Origin of the sequence: Streptomyces sp. NPDC048018 (genome assembly GCF_043202995.1) — a bacterium.
Classification (GTDB): Bacteria; Actinomycetota; Actinomycetes; order Streptomycetales; family Streptomycetaceae; genus Streptomyces.
In genome coordinates, this window is sequence record NZ_JBIDBK010000003.1 from 58,299 (window position 1) to 80,880 (window position 22,582).

The following is a 22,582-nucleotide window of genomic DNA, read 5'->3' on the forward strand; positions in this document are numbered from 1 at the left end:
GGCCCCTCGGGGATGGACGGGCGCGCGGGCAGTTCGGGGAGGAGGACGTTTCGCACCGTGCGCCGGTAGGGAGGCGAAACCCCTTGCCTAATGGTCAAGAATCGTTGACCATTGCTCACATGGCTACCGACGATCTTCCAGAGACGTTTCACGTCACCTCTGACGAGCAGCTACGCGCCGTCTCCAATCTCACGCGCCACCGGATCATGGCCGTGCTCCGCTTCGAGCCGGCGACGATCACGCAGATCGCGGAACGGGTCGGACTCGCGAAGGGAAGCTCCAGCTATCACGTACGGCTGCTGGAACGGGCCGGCCTGGTGAAGGTGGTGCGGACCCGGAAGGTGCGGGGCGTCACCGAGCGGTACTACGCCATGGCAGCCCGGTCGATCGTGCTGCCGGAGACGGGGGCGGGACAGCCGGATGTGCTGATGCGGCACGCGGTGGCGGACCTGGAGGCGTCTCCGCCGGATGGCGAGCGGCATGTGGGGATGATGCATCTGCGGCTCACCGACGAGCAGTTCGCCGAGCTCGGGGCGCGCCTGGAGGCCCTCGCGCTGGAGTACCGGCAGCTGTCCGACCCGTCGCTGCCGGACGTGTCTCTCGCCTTCGCGCTGTTCCGGCCGGCCCCGCGCACGCAGGCGGAAGGGGACTCCAAGTGACCCAGGGGACCAGAAGGCTGCCGACCGGTTTCGGACGGCTGTGGACCGCGCAGACGGTCTCCTCGTTCGGTGACGGGGTGACGCACGCCGCGCTGCCGCTGCTCGCGTTGACGTTGACCCGGGACCCGATGGCACTCGCCGTCGTCACGGCCGCGGGGACGCTGCCGTGGCTGCTCTTCGGGGTGCTCGGCGGAGCGCTGGTGGACCGCTGGGACCGTCGGCGCACGATGTGGGTCGCGGACACGGCCCGGGCGGTGCTGCTCGCGATACCCGCCGGGGCGGCCGTGCTCGACGTGCTGAGCATCCCGCTCCTCGCGGCCGTCGCCTTCCTGCTCGGTGTCGGCGGGCTCTTCTTCGATACGGCCGCCACGGCCTACCTGCCGGATCTGCTGAGCCGGGATCCCGCGCTTCTGGAGCGGGCCAACTCCCGTCTGCGGGGCGCCCAGACGGCCATGTCCGGCTTCGCCGGACCGCCTGCGGGCAGCGCCCTGCTCGCAGGCGGACGCGCCGCTCCCCTGCTCACCGACGCCGTGTCGTTCCTGCTCTCGGCGCTGCTCGTACGCACGCTGCCCGCCATGCCCCGGCCCGTTCCGCAGCTCCACGAGTCGCTGCTCCGGCAGGCGCGGGCAGGGGCCTCGTACGTCTTCCGGGACCGGGTGCTGCTCGGTCTGGCGCTCCGTCCGGCGGTCGGGAACGTCGCCTTCCTCGCCGTGGAGACCGTCCTCGCCCTCTTCGCGCACGACCGTCTCGGCATCGACACCTACGGCTTCGGCCTGCTCCTCACCGCGGAGGCCACCGGCGGTCTGATCGGTGCGGGCATCGCCTCCCCGCTCGGGCGCCGACTCGGCACCGGGACCGCACTGACCTGCACAGCCGCCGTCGAAGGGCTGGCGATCCTGGTCCTGGCCGCTGCTCCGAACCCGTACGTGGCCGGGTCGGCGCTCGCCGTCTGCGGGGCCGGCATGGGCGCCACCATGGTGCTCGCCCCCTCCCTCCGGCAGGCGATCGTCCCCGCCCACCTGATGGGCCGGGTCGCCTCGACCTCCCGCATGCTGGCCATGTGCGCCGCCCCCCTCGGGGCCTTCCTGGGTGGCTGGCTGGCCACCGCCTACGACATCCGCACCCCGCTCTACGCCGCCGCCGCGCTCCTCCTGACGATGACGGCCGTCACGGCGTCCATGACCAGCAACCGCCGGGTCGAGGCGGCACTGGCCGCCGCGCGGACCGACGGTCCAGGCCGCCCGTCATCGTCCGTGGACCCCGAACGGGAGAAGGCATCCGACGTGTCGTGACGCCGCCCCCAGCCTCCCCTCCCTCGCTGGGCCGGGCCGACGTGGCGGCGTCCTGCCGGAGTGACCGCAGACGGCGGCAGCAGAGGAGGTACCCGCTGCCGCAAGGGGCGGCTGTCGTACCGAACGTAAGAGAGCCGGTCGGCAGTGACGCCTGAACTCCCGCACCGGCGAACGCGCCTGACGTGTCGCCAGCACCAGAGTCCTCGCGGCAGTGCGCAGCCTGTCACCCGAGCGGCGGGAGGCGAGGGCGTCCGACATGGCCAACCGGCGGCGACTGCGAAAACCGCTGTCCGCACACCGGAGCACAGTGATAGGGATCCGGTGTGGAGAAGACTCTTGAGTTCCCCGACCTGTTGCGACTGATCGATGAGCGGTCGACCGCCTTCCGCGCCGTGGTCGCCGCCGCGCCCCGTCTCGACGCAGCGGTGCCGAGCTGCCCTGGGTGGACGCTGTTCGATCTGGTGAAGCACCTGGGTGGGGGTGACCGTTTCTGGGCCGCCATCGTCGGCGCGGGGCCCGCCGACGCGCCCCCGGCCGAGGCCGTCGCCGCGCGCGCCGCTCTCGAAGTGCCGCAGGAGCGTGAGGCCCTGCTGGCCTGGCTGGACGCGTCGACGCAGCTTCTGCTGGGCGCTCTGCGCGCGGCGGGACCGGAGAGCGGTTGCTGGACGTGGTGGCCCGCCTCGCAGTCGCCGCAGACCGCCGGCGGCACCGCCCGGCACCGGGTCCAGGAGACCGCGGTGCACACCTACGACGCCCAGCTCGCCGGGGGCGTGCCGGAGCCACTGCCGCTCGAACCGGCGCTCGACGGTGTGGAGGAGTTCCTCTTCACCGTCTGCGCGGCGCCGAGCGCCTGGCCGCACAAGCCCACGGCCTTCGACTTCCACGCCGCCGAGGGCCGCTCCTGGCGCCTCACCGTCGACGGCGACGGCGCACGCGTCACCCGCATCCCCGCGCCCACCGCCGCGACCGGCGAGGACTCGGACGCAGCCGGTGCCGCCGTCCACGGCACGGCCAGTGAGCTGGTCCTCTACCTGTACGACCGGATCCAGGCCGATTCCCTGCACGTCGACGGAGACGCAGGGCTGCTCGACCTGCTGCGCGCCTGGGAGCCGGAGGAGAAGTAGGCCGTAGCGGGGGCCGGTCGGCCGCGCCTCCAGCCGGTGGGACCCGCCCCTTCGCCGCTCGTCGGTCGCGGTCCCGGGCTCGACCGCGCGAGGCGGCGTGGCGTCCGTCCCGTCTCACCGTGCCCCCAGGGAGTACGTGCGGTGCTCGGTGGGCGTCATCCCGTAGGCCTCGCGGAACGCCCGGCTGAAACCGGTGGGGCTCGGGAAGCCCCAGCGGGCCGCGATCACGTGGACGGGCGAGCTGCTCAGTTCCCGGCATGCCAGGTCGGCACGGGCGCGTTCCAGCCGGCTTCGGCGGATGTGGGCCGCGACGGTCAGCGGCTGGTCGGCGTAGAGGTTGTACAGCTGGCGCAGGGACATGTTGTGGCGGTCGGCGATCATCTGGGGAGTCAGCCCCGGGTCGCCGAGGTTGTTCTCGACGAAGCGATAAATCCGCTGCAGTGTCTCCTGCGCACGGGCCTCGGCAGGCGCCTCGCCGGCGTCACCGAGCTGCCGGGCGAGAAAGGCGGTGGCCAGGTCCAGAGCCACGGACCCCATCCCGTTCAGCTCCTCGGGACGACAGCCCGGGCCGTACGACAGCAGGGACTTCAGGAATTCGGCGAGGATCACCCCTGACCCCTCGTCCGCGGCCAGGCTCTGCGCGAGGAGGCCGTCCAGACGGTCCGGTCGCAGCGGCAGGGCCTGACGGGGGATCTGCAGGACCACCGACTCGATCTGGCCGCCGGTGCATTCCCCCTCACTCGGCCGTGAGGTGTCGGTCAGCACGAGTCCTCCCGCGACCACCGATTCGTTGCGCAGCTGGGAGATCCGCAGGGAACCTCGCGTGATGAGCGCCAGCTGCAGGTGCTCGGGATCGCCGCGCCGGACGTGAGCCGAGGTGCGGCGGGAGAGCACCGGCGAGGAGGCCACGGCGGACAGCCGCACCACGCCGAGGTCCAGATACGTGATGCCCGCCCGGAAGTCGGCCGCGTGCCGCGTACTGAGCATGATGGGCATCACCTCGGTGGACACCGCTTCACAGAACCAGTCGAACCTGTCCTCACTCGCCCCGACAGCACCGGACGCGGCAAGCAGCTCCATGAGACCCCCGTATCTCGACCCAGCAGCGCGCCGGCCCTGTCCCGGGGGCCGCACCGCCGTGCTCCGCCCTCCCGCGCCGTGATCATTATCAAGTACCCGCTTTCGCACGCATGCCCTGTCCGTCGCCGCGGTCACCGGTGAAACGGCGATCGTGGCCTTCGACGTCGTGCCAGGGGTCCCCGCGTGGGCCCCTGGCACGACGTCGAGCTCCGCGGGGCGAAGGGCATCCGGGGCGCAACCGCTCCGGCGCCGCCCTGTCGATCCCTCAGGTGGGGGTCGGCTCCGTCGCGTCGTGGGCCGTGGACAGGGGCTCGGCGATGTCCTCCAGCGAGCGGCGCTCCGCCTTCACCGCGAGGAAGGCCGCCACGAGGCCGGCCGCGCACATCAGGCCCGCGCCGATCTCGAAGGCGAGGACCGTCTGCGACGGGACGCCGGATTCGGTGAGGCTCGCGAAGATCAGGGGGCCGCTGATGCCGCCGGCCGCCGTACCGATCGCGTAGAATAAGGCGATGGCCATGGCCCGGGTCTCCATCGGGAAGATCTCCGAGACGGTGAGGTACGCGCTCGACGCCCCGGCGGAGGCGAAGAACAGCACGACGCACCAGCAGGCCGTGAGCGTCGTGGCGCTGAGGACGCCGCTGCCGAAGAGCCACGCGGTGCCGAAGAGCAGCAGGCCGGACAGCAGGTAGGTCGACGAGATCATGATGCGGCGGCCGACCGTGTCGAAGAGCCTGCCGAGCAGCAGCGGGCCGAGGAAGTTGCCGGCGGCGATGACGGCGAAGTAATAGCCCGTGTTTCCCGTCGGCACGTCGAAGAACGTGGTCAGGATCGTGCCGAAGCCGAAGGTGATGGCGTTGTAGAGGAACGCCTGGCCGATGAAGAGCGACAGGCCGAGGAAGGCGCGGCGCGGATAGCGGCGGAAGACCGTCTTCGCGATCAGTCCGAAGCCGATGCCCCGCCGCTGGTGGATGGTGATCTCACCGGCGGGCTCCGGCAGCGGACGGCCCTGCTCCTGCTCCACCTCGCGTTCGACGGAGGAGACCAGTCGCTCCGCCTCTTCGCCGTGACCGTGGATGAACTGCCATCGTGGGCTCTCCGGCACATGCCGTCGCACCAGGAGGATCACCAGGCCGAGGACCACGCCGAGGGCGAAGCTGAGCCGCCAGCCCACGTCGGCGGCGAAGATGTCCGTGTCGAGCATGACGATCGAGAGCAGGGCCCCACCGATCGCTCCGAGCCAGTAGCTGCCGTTGATGATGAGGTCGACCCGGCCCCGGTACAGGGACGGGATCAGTTCGTCGATCGCCGAGTTGATGGCCGCGTACTCCCCGCCGATGCCGAAGCCGGTGAGGAAACGGAAGAGGAAGAACCACCAGGATTCCATCGACAGCGCGGTGAGTGCGGTGGCTCCGAGATAGACGGCCAGCGTCACCATGAAGAGCTTCTTGCGGCCGTACCGGTCGGTCAGCCACCCGAAGAACAGGGCGCCGGAACAGGCACCCGCGACGTACAGTGCGGCGGCCGTTCCGGTCACCTGGGCGGCGGTGATGTCCAGGCCGCTGCCGTCCTCGGCGAGGCGGCCGGCGATGTTGCCGACGATCGTGACCTCGAGGCCGTCCAGGATCCATACGGTTCCGAGGCCGATCACGATCATCCAGTGCCAGCGCGACCAGGGCAGACGATCCAGCCGGGCCGGTACGGCCGTGGTCACGGTTCCTGTGGCTGCGGACTCGGGGGCCCGCCTCGATGCTTCCGTCATGACTCCCTCTCCGTCGGGCGGCCTTGTGCGAGTGCCCCGCCCGGGGGCGCTCATGCGTTCGCGGCGCAGGACGCCGTCTCCAGCATGTGACCGCTGACGGGCACCAGCACGGCGGCCACCCGCCGTCCGGAGCACTCACACGCAGCCGTCCGCGCGGGCCGCCGTGGGGCCGTCCCGGACCGGACCAGGTCACCGGCGCCCGGCCCCCTCTTTCGGCGGGACGTTCCCGACCGCGTGTGACCGGACGTCAAGCGCCGGGAGGGGGGCCGGCCCCGGGCGAGCCGGCATCCGCGGCTGAGCCGGCGGTGGCGGCGGCCAGCACGGCGGCGCAGATCCTCGCCACGTCGGCGTCCGGGGTGATGTACGGCGGCATCGTGTAGACCAGATCTCCGAACGGGCGCAGCCACACGCCCTCCCGGGCGGCGGCCCGTGTCGCCGTCGCCATCGCGACGGGGTCGAGGCGGTGTTCCAGCTGCACGACCCCGATGGCACCGAGGACGCGTACGTCCCGCACACCGGGCAGGCCGGCCGCGGGTGCCAGCCCTTCGCGCAGTCGGGTCTCGATCCGTCTGATCTCTCGCTGCCAGTCCTGATCCAGCAGGAGGTTCAGCGAGGCGTCGGCGATCGCGGCCGCGAGCGGGTTGGCCATGAAGGTCGGCCCGTGGGCGAGTACCGGAACGTCGCCGCGCGAGATCCCCTCCGCGATGCGCGTCGTGCACAGGGTCGCCGCCATGCTGAGGTAACCGCCGGTCAGAGCCTTGCCGACGCACAGCACATCGGGCGAGACACCGGCGTGCTCCGTCGCGAAGAGCGCGCCCGTCCGGCCGAAGCCCGTGGCGATCTCGTCGAGGATCAGCAGTACGCCGTGTTCGTCGCACGCCTCCCGCAGGGCCGTCAGGTAGGCCGGCGCGTGGAAGCGCATGCCGCCCGCGTTCTGTACCACGGGCTCGACGATCACTGCCGCCAGCTCGTGGGCGTGCGCGGCGATCGTCTCCCGGAGGTGGGCCGTGTACGCCGGGTCCGGCGCGGCGTCGAAGCCGGAGGGGGGCGCCTGGGCGAAGACCTGCTGCGGCAGGGCGCCGGACCACAGGGCGTGCATGCCGCCGTCCGGGTCGCACACCGACATCGGCTGCCAGGTGTCGCCGTGGTAGCCGCCGCGCCAGGTGAGCAGCCGCCTCTTGAGCGGCCGGCCGACGGAACGCCAGTACTGCAGGCACATCTTGATCGCGACCTCGACCGAGACGGAGCCGGAGTCCGAGAAGAAGACGTGCCGGAGCGGCTCCGGTGTGATCTCCACCAGCCGGGCGGCCAGCCGGACCGCGGGCTCGTGCGTCAGCCCGCCGAACATCACGTGACTCATCCGGTCCAGCTGGGCCCGCGCCGCCTCGTTGAGCACCGGGTGGTTGTACCCGTGGATCGCCGACCACCACGAGGACATGCCGTCGACCAACTCGTGCGTACCGCCGCCGGGTTCGGCGATCCGCAGGCGTACGCCGGCGGCGGAGTGGACGAGCAGGGGGGCGGCCTGCCCCGGCATGGGGCTGTAGGGATGCCAAACGTGCTGCCTGTCCAGGGCGAGCAGCAGGTCGGGGCCGAGGGTTTCAGACACGGGTCACCGCGTCCGTCCCCGCCGGTGCGGCGAGGTCACCGGCCGCCGCGACGGCGGCCGGGCCGGGTGGGCCGGCGTGCGACGGACGGGGCCGCGCGCCGGGGCGGCGGTCGTGACGCCGGACGTGGACGGACATCAGGAACTCCGTCGGTCGGCGACCGGTCGGACGCCGTGCCGGTCTTCCGGGCGTGGGGCGGACCGGGCGCGCAGGAACACCTGACGCAGCATCTCCGAGGTGTCGTAGGCGTTGGTCAGGGCCGGTGCCTCGATGCTGTGGTCGACTGCGGGGTGGGGATCCATGTCACCTGTCTCTGTCGGGGGCCGGGCGGGCGTCGTGCTGACGCGATGGCGGGCGCCGGGTCCGCCGGCTGTCCGTGGTCGCGGGAACTCCGGCGGACCCAGGCGGCGTTCGGCGCGGTCGTGTCGAGCGGGTAAGCGGGTCGCGGGTCGAGCGGGGGTGGAGCGGGTCACGGCCTGGCGGCCGCTCCGGTAGCCGCGCGTCGGGAGTGAGCTGCGCGCCTGAGCGCATAGACACTGTCTACCAGGGTACGTAGACGATGTCTACCAACCGATCCGGCGTGTCGGTGCCCGGCGTCCGGCGCGCCGCGGCGGTCCGGCGCCCGGCGCCGGAGCGGTCCAGGCGCCCTTGGAGGGATCCGTCGGTTCTTCTCACATGTGACGAGATGCCCAAGGGGACATCCGGGTGGATGTCCCCTCGGGGCGCAACCGGCCCGCGCTCCGCCGCCGTCGTCCCGGGCAGTCAAGCGACAACCAGGAGGCACTCATGACTGGAACGCACGCTTTCGCATCGACCCCCAGCGTCATGATGGATCTCGACCCCTACCGCTTCCCCGCCGCATTCCTCGACGACCTGCAGGACGAGACGCCGACCACCACGACCGACTCCCTCTCCGGCCCCTGCACCCTGCCCGCACCCGCAAGCCGCCCCACCGACCAGCTGAAGCCCGCCGACCGCCGTCGGATCGAACTCAACGCCGCCCTCACCACAGCGGGAATCGCCCCCTCCCCCGGCGACCGCGACGCCATCGAAGCGCTCTGCACGCTCGACGACACCACCCACACGGCACTCCGGCGATGGCTCACCCACCTCGACAGCGCCCTCTGACCCGCCAGGCGCACGACATCGCCGGCTGCGGGTCACCTCCCCGGCTCCGTCAGCCCCGGGCCCGAGCGCACGGCGAGGCGGACGGGTAACCGGACCTGCGGCGAAGCGTCGTGAAGGGGCGGATCTGGTCTTCCGGGAGTACCGCGGCAGGGCGGCTCGCTCAGCGTCTCCGTGCCCCGTCCGTCTGCGTGATGGAATGGGCGTCGATACGGCTCGGCAGACGCGGGCCGCGAGGACGAGAACACGGGGAGGGCGCGGGTGCGATGACGAGCCCGCAGGAGTCTCGAGCCGCATCCCCGGGTCCGGGGCCCCTGCGCACCCGTGCCCTGACCCGCGAGGCCTCGCGGGCCCGGCGGCTCCTGGCCGCCGGGCAGTGGCGTCCCGCCGCGGCCGACTCCGCAGCGGCGGCCGCCGTCCTGGCCCGGCTCTCCGCCCCGCTCCCCGTCCGGCGGGCGGCGCCGGCGAGGACGTCGGCCACGGACCGGGACCGGCGACTCCAACGCCTTCTGCGCACGACCCTGCACCACCTCGACGCAGGCGCGGTCAGCCCGCCCGCGGCCGCCCTCCTGGCCGGCGTCGCCCGCGCCTTCCTGCCGTGGCACACCGTCCCCAACCCTCCCCTCGCGGCGGCGGCCCCGGGATACGGGCTCGCCGCGGCACCGGCAGACGGCCCCGCGGTGCCGGCCACGGACGCGGCCGAGGCTCTGCTCCCCGGCCTGATCGCGCTGTTCGCGACCCTGTCCGCGGCGAGCCCACCCGGGACCGTCCCGCTCACACCTCCCGTCGCGTGCTGGCGGGTCCGGCACGACGGCCGCTTCCGCCACTACGCCCGACCCGCGCCGGGGGTGTGGACGGCCGAGACGGTCGGTTGCGGGGCCTGCGGGGCGACGACGGGCCCCTGGACGGTGACCTGCGACTGGCGCACGATGACACTCGGCTGTCCCTGCGGGAAGGTCACCCACGACCACGGTCTCGCCTTCTCCGAAGTCTGGCTTCTCCTGCCCGACCGGTGATCGCCCGTTCCGCCGCAGGCCGGCACGACGGCGCTCGGCCGACCGGTGCCCGACGCTCGCTCCCGGAGCGTTCACCACATGGCCGGAACACCTTCCTCGACCCGAGCGCGAAGTCGCCGCCCCGTCCGTTCTGTAGGGTGCGACCAGCAATGCGGCGGGATGACGACTGGGGGGCGCCGTGAGCGATGTGAAGGCCGATCAGATACCTGCCGTGCGACCGTGGCACGCCTTTGCCGTGGGCTCGGCACTGGCACTCGTCGCGCTGTGCGAGCGGGTTCAGGGGTTCAGGTCCGGTCACCAGTACGTGCTGTGCCACGCGTCGCCGGCTCTGGACCGTCTCACCCTGACGGCGCTCGCGCTCGTAGCGGGCGCCCTCCTCGCGGCCGTCGTCGGCGCCGCCACCGCAACCCTGCGAGGCAAACCCTCCCGGCCCGCGTTTCTCATCATCTGCATGCTGGCCGCCCTCGCCTTCGTGATCACAGCCGACGGCGTCGACGCACACGGCGAACGGCAGGCGGCTGCCCTGGCGGCCGCCCCCTTCAGCGAGATCAGCTGCGACTACGCCCCACAGGTCTACACCGCCACCCCCGGCTGGTTCACCTGGTGATCCGAGGAAGGCGGTTGGGGAGCCGGGGCGGGAGCCCGGCCTCCAGGGGCGGAGAGGCGCGCCCGGGCCGCGGCCCGCACCTCATCCTCCACCGCGTCATCGCGCCGTCCGCCGATCCGGCTCACGGCCTCCGGTTGCAGGTCTGCCGGAGCGACCACCCATTTCGGGTGCGTGCCGGTCGCCGAGCGGCACACGGCGCATCGGGCGCGAGCGTCCCGCGCCGGTCATCAGCCCCTCGGACCGGCTGTACGCGCGCTCGCGGGACGGGCTCACGACTCCTCGATCGCGGTGTCCCGGGAGAGCAGCGCCGTCCTCCTCCTGCGGTACACCACCAGTCCGCCCACCGCGAGGAGGAGGGCTGCCACGGCGGACACGCCGAGGGCCGTCTGCTCGGCGAAGAGCCGGGCCAGCACCTCGAACACGCCGAGCCCCGCGGTCGCGTAGAGCAGCGCCCAGGCCGCTCCGCCCAGGAACAGGGCGGGGAGGTAGCGCGGCAACGGCATGCGCATGCTGCCGGCGAGGAAGTTCGCGGCGGTCTGGAAACCGACGGTCAGGAAGGAGACGGCCACGACCGGCGCGCCCCATCGCTGGATCGCCTTCTCGGCGCGCCGGAAGGTCACCGAGGAGATGCGCGCGGCGAACCTGCTGCGCCGGGCGCCGGCACCGGCGAGCCACCCCACGGCGAACGTCCCGCCGGCACGCAGCAGGACGATGGCATAGAGGGCTCCGGCCGTGAGCACGATCTTGTTCACGACGCCCCGCCCTGAGCCGCGCGCACGCATGCGCGACGCCTGTCACGCGGACGGGCGTCCCGCCCCGCGGGCGCACGACGCGCGCAAGCCCGGTCACCGTCGCTCACCCGCACCCCGCCTCTGCCCGGCCCGTCCCATGGGTCATCGCCCGCGGCAAGGCCACGGGACACGAATCCACCCGCCCGCACAGCAGGCAAGGCAACCCTAACCGAACGCGGATCCGGGGGTACAGGGCGCCCGGCCGTGGAGGGACGCCCGGTGCGGTCCCGCGCGCGCCGCGAAGGCGACGTCGCCCTCCCCCTGCGCCCGCCCGGGGAGCGGCTGCCCCGCGGACCGTTCGCCTCTCCTCAGGACAGGGCGCGCCACGCCCCGACCAGGGCCTCGCGGAAGGCGCCGACCTGCTCGGCGCTCATGTCGGCGACCATGCGCTCCTCGAGCGCGCGGGCCGGTCCGGCGTACTCGGCGAGCAGTCGCCGCCCCGGGTCGGCGAGGCGGATGAGGCGTTCGCGCCGGTTGCCGGGGTGGGGCTCCCGGCGGACCAGACCGCGGCTCTCCAGCGCCCGGACCATGTCCGCCATGGACTGGGCGGTGACGAAGGAGTCGCGGGCGAGTTGTGCGGCGGAGATGCCGTCGTGCCGCTCCAGCACCGTGAGGGCCGTGTACTGCAGCGCCGTGATCCCGGCGGGCTTGAGCAGCTCGTCGAGCCGGGCGCGTACCGCCAGCTCCGTCCTCTTGAGCAGATAGAGCAGCGACGTGCTCACGGGCGTCCTCCTCTGGGGGCGGTCTGCGCGGGTGGCTCGCAGAGCCCCCGCAGGCGCCACCGCGACGGCGGCACTTCCCTCACCCTAGGCCATTGACAGGAATCCTGTTGATCCACACACTGGCGTTCATCAGGATTCCTGTCGATCCCGGCGACGTGCCGGTGCTCTCGGCGTCTCCTCCTCCCCCTTACGCGAGGTACCTCTCATGGATCTTCAGGGCAAGGTCGCCGTCGTCACCGGCAGCGGCCGCGGTCTCGGACTGGCCTACGCGCAGGCCCTCGCGGCGGCCGGCGCCGCCGTGGTCGTCAACGACGTCGACCGGGCCGCCGTCGACGCCGCCGTGGACTCGATCACGTCCGAGGGCGGTACGGCCACCGGCGTGGTCGCGGCCGTCGGCGGCAGCGAGGCGGCCCGGCAACTGGTGGACGCGGCGGTCGAGGAGTTCGGGCGTCTCGACGTGCTCGTCACCAACGCCGGCATCCTGCGCGACCGCGTCCTGTGGAAGATGACCGACGACGACTTCGACGACGTCGTCCGCGTCCACCTTCGCGGCACCTTCACCTGCGCCCGCGCGGCGGCCGTCCGGATGCGCGAACAGGGCACCGGCGGCCGGCTCGTCCTCATCTCCTCGCCCGCCGGACAGCGGGGGAACTTCGGCCAGACCAACTACGCCGCCGCCAAGGCCGGCATCGTCGCCATGGCCCGCACCTGGGCCATGGAACTGGGTCGCGCCGGCATCACCGTCAACGCCGTCGTGCCCGTCGCCGCCACCGAGATGACCAAGACCGTCCCCGCGTTCGCGCCGGTCATCGAGGAGTCCGAGCGCACCGGCAAGCCGCTCCCGGACTGGCTGCGCAAGGACGAGGGCCTCGGCACCGTCGAGGACGTCGCCGCGCTGATCACCTTCCTGGCCTCGGACGACTCCGCCGGAGTGACCGGACAGGCCATCGGCATCGGCGGAGACCGGCTGGCCCTGTGGGCGCACCCCCAGGAGAAGGCGGTCGCCTTCGCCGACGGCGGATGGAGCGCCGACGCCATCGCCGCCGAGTGGCCCGGCGGCGTCGGGGCCGAGCCCGAGACCTACGGCATCCCCGCACCTCATGCCCCGGAGGCGTGACATGGCCGGCCTCGCGCTCGACCTCGACCGCATCACCGCCATCGACATGCACACGCACGCGGAGGTCTCCAAGGACGGCCACGGTGCGCTGAGCCCGGAGCTGTTCGGCGCCTCCGAGAAGTACTTCAAGGCCCACGGCCACCGGCAGCCGACCATCGACGAGATGGCCGCCCACTACCGGGAGCGCCACATGGCGGCGGTGGTCTTCACCGTCGACGCCGAGCACGCGACGGGCCATCCGCGGATCTCCAACGAGGAGATCGCCGAAAGCTGCGCCGCCCATGCCGACGCACTGATCCCCTTCGCGAGCATCGACCCGCACAAGGGCCGGGCGGGAGTGCGCGAGGCACGGCGGCTGGTGGAGGAGTACGGCGTGCGCGGCTTCAAGTTCCACCCCAGCATCCAGGCGTTCTCGCCGAACGACCCGCTCGCCTACCCGCTGTACGAGGCCATCGAGGAACTCGGCGTCCCCGCCCTGTTCCACACCGGCCAGACCGGCATCGGTGCCGGCGTCCCGGGCGGCGGAGGCATCCGGCTGAAGTACTCCGATCCCCTGCTGGTCGACGACGTCGCCGTCGACTTCCCCGAACTGCGGATCATTCTCGCGCACCCGTCCTTCCCCTGGCAGGACGAGGCCCTGGCGGTGGCCACCCACAAGCCGTACGTGTACATCGACCTGTCCGGATGGGCGCCGAAGTACTTCCCGCCGCAGCTCGTCCGCTACGCCGACACCCTGCTCAAGGACAAGGTCCTCTTCGGGTCCGACTACCCGGTCATCACTCCCGACCGGTGGCTCGCCGACTTCGGGAGACTGGACATCAGGCCCGAGGTCCGACCGAAGATCCTCAAGGAGAACGCCGCCCGCCTGCTCGGCCTCCTCACCGACTGAAGGAACCGCTCGTGTTGAACCAAGGCATCGGCTCCTGGCCCGCGCGCCGGGCCCGCAAGACCCCCGACCGGATCGCCGTCGTCCACGAAGGCCGCACATGGACCTACCGCGAACTGCACGAGCGGGTGCTGCGCCTCGCCCACGCCCTGCGCGCGCTGGGCGCGGCACGGGGAGACCGGATCGCCTACCTCGGAGCCAACCATCCGACGTTCCTGGAGACGCTCTTCGCCGCCGGAGCGCTGGGGACGGCCTTCGTCCCGCTCAACACCCGGCTCGCGGCGCCGGAACTGGCGTTCAACCTGGCCGACTCGGGCAGCGTCGTCCTCGTCCACGCGCCCGAGCACACCGAGGCGGCGCGAGCGGCGGCGGCCGAGGCGGGCGTACGGCACCGGATCGTGCTCGCCGGTCCCGGCGGGGACGGAGCACTCGGATACGAGGAACTCCTCGCGGACGCCGGGACCGGTCCCCTGGACGAGGCCGTGGCGCCCGAGGACCCGTGCATGATCATGTACACCTCCGGCACCACGGGGCGCCCCAAGGGCGCCGTCCTCTCCCACGCCAACATCACCTGGAACAGTGTCAACGTCCTCGTCGACACCGATCTCGCCCACGACGAGGTGACCCTCGTCGTGGCCCCGCTGTTCCACACCGGCAGCCTCAACATGACCTGCCTGCCGACCCTGCTCAAGGGCGGCCGGGTGGTCCTCCTCGGCGCCTTCGACGCCGGGCGGGTCCTGGACCTGGTCGAGGAGCTGCGCGTGACGTACATGTTCGGCGTCCCCACCATGTACGACGCCATGGCCGCCCAGCCCCGGTGGGAGTCGGCGGACCTGTCCAGCCTGCGCACCCTCAACTGCGGCGGTGCGCCCGTCCCCACCCGCACCATCGCCGCGTACCTGGACCGTGGCCTCGCCTTCAGCCAGGGCTACGGGATGACCGAGGCCTCCCCCGGCGTGCTCTTCCTGGACCGGGAGCAGACCGCGGCCAAGGCCGGCTCCGCCGGCGTGCCGCACTTCTTCACGGACACCCGCGTGGTGCTTCCGGACGGCCGTGAGGCCGGGCCCGGGGAACGGGGCGAGATCCTGGTCCAGGGCCCCCACGTCATGACCGGTTACTGGCGACGGCCCGAGGCCACCGAGGACGCCTTCGCCGGCGAGGACGACGGCCGGGACGGTGCCGAAGCCGTTCGGGGCGGGCGCTGGCTGCGCACCGGCGACATCGCGCGGCTGGACGAGGACGGCTACGCGTACATCGTCGACCGCGTCAAGGACATGTTCGTCTCGGGCGGCGAGAACGTGTACCCGGCCGAGGTGGAGGACGCGCTCCTCACCCATCCCGGCGTCGCCGCGTGCGCCGTCATCGGCGTACCCGACCCCGTGTGGGGCGAGGTGGGCCGCGCCGTCGTCGTCCTCCGGCCCGGCAGCCAGGCCGACGGGGACGAGCTCCTCGGGCACCTGCAGGGCCGACTCGCCAAGTACAAGATCCCCAAGTCCCTGGTGCTGACCGGGGACCTGCCCCGCACGGCCTCGGGGAAGATCGTCAAGGCCGCCGTGCGCGACGCGTACGCGGACGGTCCGGACGCCCGTCCGTCCGCCTGACAGTGATCCGACATTCCCTCTCGCGGGCGGCGTCCGCCGCTGTCGCGCCATCGGAAGGATGCGCCATGCCCACCACCGCCCACGGCCTCGACGAGCTCAAGGCCCTCACCGGAGCCGACCTCGGACGTACCGGCTGGCTCGACATCACCCAGGAGCGGGTGAACACCTTCGCCGACGCCACCGGCGACCACCAGTGGATCCACACGGATCCGGAGAAGGCCAAGGACGGGCCCTTCGGGCGCCCGATCGCCCACGGCTACCTCACCCTCTCGCTCATCATCCCGCTCTTCGGCGAGCTGCTGGAGATCACCGGCACCACGATGAGCGTCAACTACGGCCTGGAGAAAGTCCGTTTCCCCCGTCCCGTGCCGGTCGGCGCGAAGATCCGCCTGCACGGGGCCGTCGGCGCGGTGGAGGAGGTGAAGGGCAACGGCGTCCAGATGCCGCTGACCTTCACCGTGGAGGTCGAGGGCAGCGACAAGCCGGCCTGCGTAGCCGAGGCGGTCTACCGCCACTACGCCTGACGGGGCCGGCGCGCACCGCAGCACCGCCCCGCTGCCCCTGACCGACCCTCACGACGGCCCGCCGACGCGGAGAACCCTGTGGGCCCGTAAGGGTCGGTACCCGGCACAGGGTCCTTGCTTCGGCGGGGCCGCCCGCAGCGCGTCGCGACGATGTCCGCGTGAGGGGGGCGTCCAGACGCCCCCCTCACGGACACGTCCTAGCTCAGCGTCTTCAGAGCGGCCGCGTCGTAGGGGCTCAGCTCGTCGACGCGCCCGGCCAGGACCTTGGAGGCCCACTCCGGGTCCTGGAGGAGGGCCCGGCCGACGGCGACCATGTCGAACTCGTCCCGCTCCAGTCGGTCGAGGAGGTTGTCGAGGCTGCCCAGCTCGGCACCCTGGCCCGCGAAGGCGTGGATGAAGTCGCCGTCGAGGCCGACCGAGCCGACGGTGATCGTGGGCCTGCCCGTGAGCTTCTTGGTCCAGCCGGCCAGATTCAGGTCCGAGCCCTCGAACTCCGGGATCCAGTACCGACGGGTGGAGGCGTGGAAGGCGTCGACGCCGGCCGCGGCGAGCGGGGCCAGGATCGCCTCCAGCTCCTCCGGGGTCTCGGCGAGCCGCGCGTCGTAGGCCTCCTGCTTCCACTGCGAGTAGCGGAAGATCACCGGGAAGTCGGGCGACACGGCAGCCCGGACCGCGGCCACGATCTCGGCCACGAACTTCGTGCGGGCCACAGCGTCGCCACCGTAGGCGTCCGTGCGGCGGTTCGTCCGCTCCCACAGGAACTGGTCGAGCAGGTAGCCGTGGGCGCCGTGGAGCTCCACGCCGTCGAAGCCGATGCGCTCGGCGGCCGCCGCCGCCTCGACGAAGGCGCCCACGACGTCGTCCAGGTCACGCAGGGTCATCGCCTTGCCGCCACCCTCGGTGCCGTCGACGCGGATCCCGGAGGGGCCCACGGCGGGGGCGTCGGCGTACGGCGCCTGGCCCTGCTTGCGCACCATGCCGATGTGCCACAGCTGCGGCACGATCGTGCCGCCCTCCGCGTGCACGGCCTTCGCGACCTCCGCCCAGCCCGCGAGCTGCTCCTCGCCGTGGAACCTCGGCACCCGGTCGCTCTGCCCGGCCGAGTCGTGGCCGACGTAGGTCCCCTCGGTGACGATCAGGCCGACTCCGGCGGCCGCACGGCGGGCGTAGTACGACCGCACGTCCTCACCGGGAACGCCACCGGGGGAGAACATGCGCGTCATCGGGGCCATCACGATGCGGTTCGGGATCGTCAGGCCGTTCAGCGCGACGGGCCGGGACAGGATCTCGGCCGCACGGGAGGCGGGGGAAGCGGTGACGGTCACGGGGACGCTCCTCTTGCTACTGCTCGACAACCTTGACGCTTGAACACTTCATGCAACGAAAAGAAGGTAGGGGTAGATATTTCAGATAGTCAAGCTTCTCGGGTGGGAGCGGCACCCCGGGCGTCCGGGCGGAGCTCCTCGCACGCTCCGCCCGGAGCGGCCCCCTCCTCCGCCCGCCGCCCGACCGAGGACGCCGGCGACGGTCACGGTGGGTACGGGAAGCGGCCGCTCGCCTCCCGCGACGGGGACCGCTCCGGCCGCATTCCGTAACGGGCGGGCCAGGTCCTCATGGCACATCAGGGAACCGGACCCGGCTCCCCCCACCCTCACCGGGTGAAGATCACGAACTAGTCTTCGCACCATGGCCCTGCGACCTGACGAGTTCTACGATCACGCGCTCGCCGCGGCGGATGACGAGCATCGGCTCCCGCTCGCACGCATGACGGGGTGGACCATCAGCCCGTTCGAAGCGGACGGACTGCGCGTCTCGCCCCTGCGCCCCCCGGTTCTGCCCGAGCCCCCGCGACACGGCGAGGACCCGTCGAACTGCGACGCGTGCCGTGACCGGGACGACGGCATCTGGTTCAACGACGGTTGGCGACTCACCCGGATCCCCGGCGTCGGCGTGCCGCTGGTGCTCATGCTGCACCCGATCGAGCACTACGACATGGCCGACCTGCCCGACGACCTGGCGGCCGAACTGGGGGTCCTGTCCACGCACATCGTCCGCCACCTGCAGGCCCTGCCGCACATCTCGCGGGCCCACGTCTACCGCATCGGGGACGGAGGCGCACACCTGCACATCTGGTTCTTCGCCCGGCCCGAGGGGCAGACCCAGCTGTACGGGTCGTGGCTGCCCGTCTGGGACGACCTGCTGCCGGAGTACCCGGCCGAAGTCGCGGAGGCGGACGCGGTGATCGTGGCGGACGCGTTGATCGCCTCCGTCGGCGGGCGTCGTTCCGCTGCCAGCGCATCGCCGCGCGACTGAATCACGACGGACGCCCACCGCGATCCCGGCCCAGCGACGGTGCTGACGAGCAGTCACCTGCCCGGGGGCCCGGTGAAGTCCGATCAGGCCCACGCAGCCTGCGGAGCGCCGTGGCCGCCGGCGGGACGACCTCCCCGTGCGCGACGGTCCGGCGCCGCGCCGGACCTCGGCCCGCCTCGTCCCTCGGATGCGGCCGGCCGAGGTCGCACGCGGCCCCGGCCGGCCGCTCCGGGATCAGCGGGGTGTGCCGGCCGGCTCGGAGGCCCCAGGGCGCTCCGGTAGGGCGTGCAGGCGAACGGCGGCCGGGCCGTGGGGGCTGTGCCGGGCCGCCCAGGCTTCGAGGGCGGTGCGGCAGGCGTGGTCGAGGTGGTGGACCTGGGAGAGGTCCAGTTCGACCGGCCGGTCGTGGGGCAGCGCCTCCAGAGCGTCGAGTATCTTCGGCAGGCGCAGGAAGGTGACCGTACCGGACAGCCGGACCACGACCGGTCCGTCACCGTCGTCGGTGCGGTCGATGCGCAGGTGCGAGGCGTCCCAGGCGGCCTTCGCCACGGAGAGGACGAGGCCGATCAGCACGCCCTCGAACATGTTGACCGCCACGATCGACACCGCCGTCACCACCAGGACGAGGGCCTCGCCGCGGTGGGTGCGCCAGAGGGTGGCGACCGCCCGGAACGGGATCAGCTTCCAGCCTGCGTGGACGAGGATGCCGGCGAGTGCCGCGAGGGGCACGGAGGAGAGGGTGGCCGGCAGGAGGGCGGCGAAGAGCAGCAGCCACACGCCGTGCATCACCCGGGACGCCTTGGTGCGGGCACCCGCCTGCACGTTGGCCGAGCTGCGCACGATCACGGCGGTCATGGGCAGGGCGCCGAGCAGGCCGCAGACGGTGTTGCCGACTCCCTGGGCGACGAGTTCCCGGTCGTACTGGGTGCGCGGGCCCGCGTGCAGCCGGTCGACCGCCGCGGCGCTGAACAGCGATTCGGCCGAGGCGATCAGCGCGAACGCCAGCACGGTGCCGAGGAGCGCCAGGTCGGCGAGGGCGGAGAGCGAGTCCGTGCCGGGCAGGCGTACCGCGTCGAGGACGCCGCTCACCCGTACCGTGGCGACCGGCAGGTCGAACAGCCAGGTCGCCCCGGCGGCGAGCAGGACCGCGACCAGTGCGCCCGGAACGGCCCGGGCGGCGCGGGGCAGCAGCCGCCAGGTCACCAGGACGAGGACGGTGCCGGCGGCGACGGCCAGGGAGACGAGGGCGGCGGTGCTGTCCAGGGCCCTGACGAGGGCGGCGGGCAGCCCCGCGAGCTTGGCGAGACCGGAGGAGGGGGCGGGGATGCCGGCGGCGGCGTACAGCTGTCCCGCGATGATGACGAGACCGATGCCGGCCAGCATGCCCTCCACGACGGAAAGCGAGATGGCCCGGAACCAGCGCCCCCACCTCAGCACGCCCATGGCGATCTGCAGGAGCCCGGCGAGGAGCACGATGATGCCGAGGGCGGGCAGGCCGAAGGCGCGGACCGCCTCGAAGACGAGCACGGTCAGGCCGGCGGCCGGTCCGGACACCTGGAGGCTGCTGCCGCGCATCAGGCCGGTGACGACGCCGCCGACGATGCCGGTGATCAGGCCGAGTTCGGCCGGCACGCCGGACGCGACGGCCACACCGATGCACAGCGGGAGCGCGACGAGGAAGACGACGAGCGAGGCGGCGAAGTCCTGCCGGAGGTGGGAGAAGCGGGCGAGGGAGCGGGGGACGCGGGAGAGGGAAGTCGGCACGCGGATCTCCCCTTTCACAGGGTCTCGAAGGAGTCGGTCAGAGGGCGGTACGCGCTGACGGCGCCGGTGTGCACCTCGTAGTACCAGCCGTGCAGTCGCAGCCCGCCGTTTGCCAGGCCGCGCTCCACGCAGGGGTAGGAGCGCAGCCGGAGCAGCTGGGCGAGGACGTGGCCGCGTACGGCGTCGGCGACGGCCGGATCGTCGGGGCGGCCGGGTGCGCCGTCGGGGGCCGCGTGGGCGAGCCAGTCCCGGACGGCGGGTACGGCGCTGAGGTCGTCGCCGCGGACGAGGGCGCCGACGGCACCGCAGTGGGAGTGGCCGCAGACCACGACGTCGCGTACGCCCAGGACTTCGACGGCGTACTCGATGGTGGCGGTCTCACCGGCGGGGGCCGTGCCGGCGTACGGGGGGACGATGCCGCCCGCCGTCCGCAGTTCGAAGAGTTCTCCGGGGCGGGCGCCGGTGATGAGTGCGGGAACGACCCGGGAGTCGGAGCAGGTGATGAAGAGGGCGGCGGGTGACTGGCCCTGGGCGAGCGGGGCGAACTCCTCAGGGCGCTGTCCGAATCGGCGGGCGTTGTCGATGAGGGGCTGCATGCGTGTATTCCTCCTGGCGCGCCGTCGCGGCGCGTCGGGCTGACAGGACGGCTCTTCGCTTGGGTCCTGCCTGTCAGCGGCGAAACACCTGGAGTGCGGAGGGTGCGTGGGTGTGCGTGCGCGCGGCGTCGGCGTCGTTCGCGTGGTGCCGTCTCGCGCGCGTCCCGCCGTCAGCGGCCGGCCGTGGCTCCGGAAGGGCCGGTGCGGGCGGGAGTTCGGTGAGGGGCGGATGGCCCGGGGCGGTGCGACGCGGGATGGTGCGACGTCGTCCGTGGCGGCCGGCGGTGGCGCGGCCGGTGGCGGCGGTGAGTTCGCCGTCGTTCGAGGGGACGGTCTCGTACGGACCGGGGACGGCGGCCAGGACACGGGGCGGTGGAGCGGCGGTTCGTGGCCCGGCCCCGGCCGAGGGGCTCCCGCTGCCGCAGGTCACGGCGAGGAGGAGGGCGAGGAAGAGGGTGAGGACGAGGGTGCGCGCCGAGGCGGCTCGGGGTGTCGCGGTGGTGTGCCCGGCGGGCCTCATGAGCACTCCCCTCCCCCGGGTCGCACGGATGTCAGAATTCACCAAAGCACGTTCAAGTCGAGGTCAATGAACAGTAATACGCGCACGTGATGTCACCCGCGTAACACCCGGGCGACAAGACCGGTTTCCGACGGGAACCAGCCGCAAGTTGACGCGATCGACTACGGGATCGGCGCCCGGGGCGCGTCCGGGCAGGGGGCTCGAACGTCCTCCACCGCCCGCGCACGGCAGCACGACGGGGCGCGGACCGGCGCATACTCCGGGCGGGGGCCGGGGGAACCACGGGACGACGCGCGCGCCGCGGGCCGGAGGCCGGGGGGCCGATCCGGACGACGCGCGGCGCGCGTACGGCCGCCCCGTCGTCGCTCAGTGCCACTCCCAGCGCAGTGCCCGGAAGCCGGGCCCCGGGTTCTCGAAGACCGCGTGCACGCGTCCGGCGGCGCTGATCCAGACCGGCTCCGCCGACAGGGGCTCCCCGCTGACCGCGGCACTGGCGCAGCGCCGGCAGCGCACCGGCACGGCGTCCGGGTGGAAGGCGACCTCCAGGGTGTAGAGGAGGGCGGGGGCGTGGAACCCACGCCCGCACTCCTCGGCGCGGCGTCCCTTGTCGGGGAACCGCAGGGTGTACTCGATCAGCGTCGTCCCTCCCTCGGACAGCGTGCGGTCCAGGAACAGTTCGGCGACCACCAGCGGCACGCTACGGTCCGAGCGCAGCCGCCCCAGGCGCGCGTTGCGCACGTCGGCGAACTCCGGCAGGGCTCCGTCGGGGTCCTCGCCCCGGAGGATCACCACGCAGCGGTCCACCCCGTCCCGGATCGCCTTCAGCGTCAGGCGGGTGGTCAGCCGTGCTCCGGCGCCCTGCGCGTCGAGCTCGTAGCTGTCGTGCGCGGCGACCCGGACGAGGCCGTCGTCCGTGCTGCCCAGCTCGGCCAGCAGCTCCGGGAGGCTGACGAACTCCCGCCACAGGTGTTCCGTCTCCACCACCTCGTCGTCCCGTTGGACCCAGCGGCCCCGGGGGCGGCGCGGGCCGAGCAACGAGACCAGCCCGTCGGTGGGGACGCCCAACAGCTCTTCGAGGAGGCGGACCGCCCGCCGCGACTGGGGGCGTTCGGGGCGGCTGCGGCCACGCCGCCAGTAGCTGAGCGTGGTCACGCTGATCTCCACGCCGCGCTCGGCGAGTCGGTGCTGGATCCGTTCGAGACTGAGTCCGCTGGCCCGCACGGCGGTGTCCAGGGCGGCCTCGAAGGGGCCGGTGCGGAGCACGTCGCGCAGTTCGGCCGCGCCTTCTCTTCGCCGTACGGTCTTCAGCTCCTGCAGCCGTGGGACCTCGGCCGTCCGCTCGAACCGGGTGGTTCCACCGGTGTTCACCAGTCTCTCGCCTCCTGCACCGACGTCGCGTGCCTGGGGATGGAGGCGCTGCCTGGAACAGCGCACTCGTGGGGGGATGGATGCGCCGGCGGGAATCGGCACATCCGTGGG

At 72.8% G+C, this 22,582-nt stretch carries 22 protein-coding genes; 11 read left to right on the forward strand and 11 right to left on the reverse strand.

Annotation, left to right across the window (positions count from 1 at the left end; translation table 11 throughout):
- Positions 1 to 119: 119 nt before the first annotated feature.
- The 3 genes from ACGF1Z_RS11675 (at position 120) to ACGF1Z_RS11685 (ending at position 3,075) form a co-directional block, all read left to right on the forward strand.
- On the forward strand, positions 120 to 659 hold the full coding sequence (locus ACGF1Z_RS11675) for an ArsR/SmtB family transcription factor (protein WP_393002589.1): 540 nt from the start codon (positions 120 to 122) through the stop codon (positions 657 to 659).
- A 17-nt stretch (positions 660 to 676) separates the two neighbouring features.
- The gene (locus tag ACGF1Z_RS11680) at positions 677 to 1,951 is read left to right on the forward strand and encodes an MFS transporter (protein ID WP_393004125.1); all 1,275 of its coding nucleotides are present in this window, start codon (positions 677 to 679) and stop codon (positions 1,949 to 1,951) included.
- A 323-nt stretch (positions 1,952 to 2,274) separates the two neighbouring features.
- On the forward strand, positions 2,275 to 3,075 hold the full coding sequence (locus ACGF1Z_RS11685; RefSeq protein ID WP_393002591.1) for a maleylpyruvate isomerase family mycothiol-dependent enzyme: 801 nt from the start codon (positions 2,275 to 2,277) through the stop codon (positions 3,073 to 3,075).
- A gap of 114 nt (positions 3,076 to 3,189) precedes the next feature.
- On the opposite strand, the gene ACGF1Z_RS11690 is transcribed toward ACGF1Z_RS11685, so the two are convergent.
- From ACGF1Z_RS11690 to ACGF1Z_RS11705, 4 genes are all read right to left on the reverse strand, one after another.
- A complete protein-coding gene (locus ACGF1Z_RS11690; protein WP_393002593.1) occupies positions 3,190 to 4,062 on the reverse strand; it encodes a helix-turn-helix domain-containing protein in 873 nt (290 codons plus the stop codon).
- Between the two features lie 358 nt (positions 4,063 to 4,420).
- Positions 4,421 to 5,914 (reverse strand): MFS transporter, encoded by a 1,494-nt coding sequence (locus ACGF1Z_RS11695; RefSeq protein ID WP_393002595.1) that lies wholly within the window; start codon positions 5,912 to 5,914, stop codon positions 4,421 to 4,423.
- A gap of 247 nt (positions 5,915 to 6,161) precedes the next feature.
- Positions 6,162 to 7,523 (reverse strand): adenosylmethionine--8-amino-7-oxononanoate transaminase, encoded by a 1,362-nt coding sequence (locus ACGF1Z_RS11700; RefSeq protein ID WP_393002597.1) that lies wholly within the window; start codon positions 7,521 to 7,523, stop codon positions 6,162 to 6,164.
- A 135-nt stretch (positions 7,524 to 7,658) separates the two neighbouring features.
- Complete coding sequence (locus ACGF1Z_RS11705; protein ID WP_393002599.1) at positions 7,659 to 7,823, reverse strand: hypothetical protein; 165 nt, start codon at positions 7,821 to 7,823, stop codon at positions 7,659 to 7,661.
- Positions 7,824 to 8,307: 484 nt separating this feature from the next.
- Here ACGF1Z_RS11705 and ACGF1Z_RS11710 point away from each other — a divergent pair, with 484 nt between their 5' ends.
- The 3 genes from ACGF1Z_RS11710 to ACGF1Z_RS11720 all read left to right on the forward strand — a co-directional run bounded on the left by ACGF1Z_RS11710 (position 8,308) and on the right by ACGF1Z_RS11720 (position 10,269).
- Positions 8,308 to 8,649 carry a hypothetical protein gene (locus ACGF1Z_RS11710; RefSeq protein ID WP_393002601.1) on the forward strand — a complete coding sequence of 114 codons (342 nt, stop codon included), beginning with the start codon at positions 8,308 to 8,310 and terminating at the stop codon, positions 8,647 to 8,649.
- 263 nt (positions 8,650 to 8,912) lie between these two features.
- A complete protein-coding gene (locus ACGF1Z_RS11715) occupies positions 8,913 to 9,662 on the forward strand; it encodes a hypothetical protein (protein WP_393002603.1) in 750 nt (249 codons plus the stop codon).
- A gap of 178 nt (positions 9,663 to 9,840) precedes the next feature.
- On the forward strand, positions 9,841 to 10,269 hold the full coding sequence (locus tag ACGF1Z_RS11720; RefSeq protein WP_393002605.1) for a hypothetical protein: 429 nt from the start codon (positions 9,841 to 9,843) through the stop codon (positions 10,267 to 10,269).
- Positions 10,270 to 10,538: 269 nt separating this feature from the next.
- Here ACGF1Z_RS11720 and ACGF1Z_RS11725 read toward each other — a convergent pair whose 3' ends face one another.
- Both ACGF1Z_RS11725 and ACGF1Z_RS11730 read right to left on the reverse strand, forming a co-directional pair.
- Positions 10,539 to 11,021: a DedA family protein gene (locus tag ACGF1Z_RS11725; RefSeq protein WP_393002607.1), complete on the reverse strand. Its 483-nt coding sequence runs from the start codon at positions 11,019 to 11,021 to the stop codon at positions 10,539 to 10,541.
- Between the two features lie 347 nt (positions 11,022 to 11,368).
- On the reverse strand, positions 11,369 to 11,782 hold the full coding sequence (locus ACGF1Z_RS11730; protein WP_393002609.1) for a MarR family winged helix-turn-helix transcriptional regulator: 414 nt from the start codon (positions 11,780 to 11,782) through the stop codon (positions 11,369 to 11,371).
- A 205-nt stretch (positions 11,783 to 11,987) separates the two neighbouring features.
- On the opposite strand from ACGF1Z_RS11730, the gene ACGF1Z_RS11735 reads away from it, so the two are divergent.
- The 4 genes from ACGF1Z_RS11735 (at position 11,988) to ACGF1Z_RS11750 (ending at position 15,910) form a co-directional block, all read left to right on the forward strand.
- On the forward strand, positions 11,988 to 12,899 hold the full coding sequence (locus ACGF1Z_RS11735; RefSeq protein WP_393002612.1) for an SDR family oxidoreductase: 912 nt from the start codon (positions 11,988 to 11,990) through the stop codon (positions 12,897 to 12,899).
- A 1-nt stretch (position 12,900) separates the two neighbouring features.
- A complete protein-coding gene (locus ACGF1Z_RS11740) occupies positions 12,901 to 13,788 on the forward strand; it encodes an amidohydrolase family protein (protein ID WP_393002614.1) in 888 nt (295 codons plus the stop codon).
- An 11-nt stretch (positions 13,789 to 13,799) separates the two neighbouring features.
- Complete coding sequence (locus ACGF1Z_RS11745; RefSeq protein WP_393002616.1) at positions 13,800 to 15,386, forward strand: long-chain fatty acid--CoA ligase; 1,587 nt, start codon at positions 13,800 to 13,802, stop codon at positions 15,384 to 15,386.
- Between the two features lie 65 nt (positions 15,387 to 15,451).
- On the forward strand, positions 15,452 to 15,910 hold the full coding sequence (locus ACGF1Z_RS11750; protein WP_393002618.1) for a MaoC family dehydratase: 459 nt from the start codon (positions 15,452 to 15,454) through the stop codon (positions 15,908 to 15,910).
- A 197-nt stretch (positions 15,911 to 16,107) separates the two neighbouring features.
- Here the strand turns inward: ACGF1Z_RS11750 and ACGF1Z_RS11755 are convergent, their stop codons facing one another.
- Complete coding sequence (locus tag ACGF1Z_RS11755) at positions 16,108 to 17,235, reverse strand: NADH:flavin oxidoreductase (protein ID WP_393002620.1); 1,128 nt, start codon at positions 17,233 to 17,235, stop codon at positions 16,108 to 16,110.
- A gap of 361 nt (positions 17,236 to 17,596) precedes the next feature.
- Here ACGF1Z_RS11755 and ACGF1Z_RS11760 point away from each other — a divergent pair, with 361 nt between their 5' ends.
- Entirely contained in the window at positions 17,597 to 18,223 is a 627-nt protein-coding gene (locus ACGF1Z_RS11760; protein WP_393002622.1) for a hypothetical protein, read from the forward strand.
- Positions 18,224 to 18,457: 234 nt separating this feature from the next.
- On the opposite strand, the gene ACGF1Z_RS11765 is transcribed toward ACGF1Z_RS11760, so the two are convergent.
- The 4 genes from ACGF1Z_RS11765 to ACGF1Z_RS11780 form a co-directional block, all read right to left on the reverse strand.
- Complete coding sequence (locus ACGF1Z_RS11765; RefSeq protein WP_393002624.1) at positions 18,458 to 19,987, reverse strand: SulP family inorganic anion transporter; 1,530 nt, start codon at positions 19,985 to 19,987, stop codon at positions 18,458 to 18,460.
- A 14-nt stretch (positions 19,988 to 20,001) separates the two neighbouring features.
- Positions 20,002 to 20,583, reverse strand: coding sequence for a carbonic anhydrase (locus ACGF1Z_RS11770; protein WP_393002626.1), 582 nt, complete (start codon positions 20,581 to 20,583; stop codon positions 20,002 to 20,004).
- Between the two features lie 73 nt (positions 20,584 to 20,656).
- Positions 20,657 to 21,103 (reverse strand): hypothetical protein, encoded by a 447-nt coding sequence (locus ACGF1Z_RS11775; RefSeq protein WP_393002628.1) that lies wholly within the window; start codon positions 21,101 to 21,103, stop codon positions 20,657 to 20,659.
- Positions 21,104 to 21,469: 366 nt separating this feature from the next.
- Entirely contained in the window at positions 21,470 to 22,471 is a 1,002-nt protein-coding gene (locus ACGF1Z_RS11780; RefSeq protein WP_393002630.1) for a hypothetical protein, read from the reverse strand.
- Between the last annotated feature and the right edge of the window lie 111 nt (positions 22,472 to 22,582).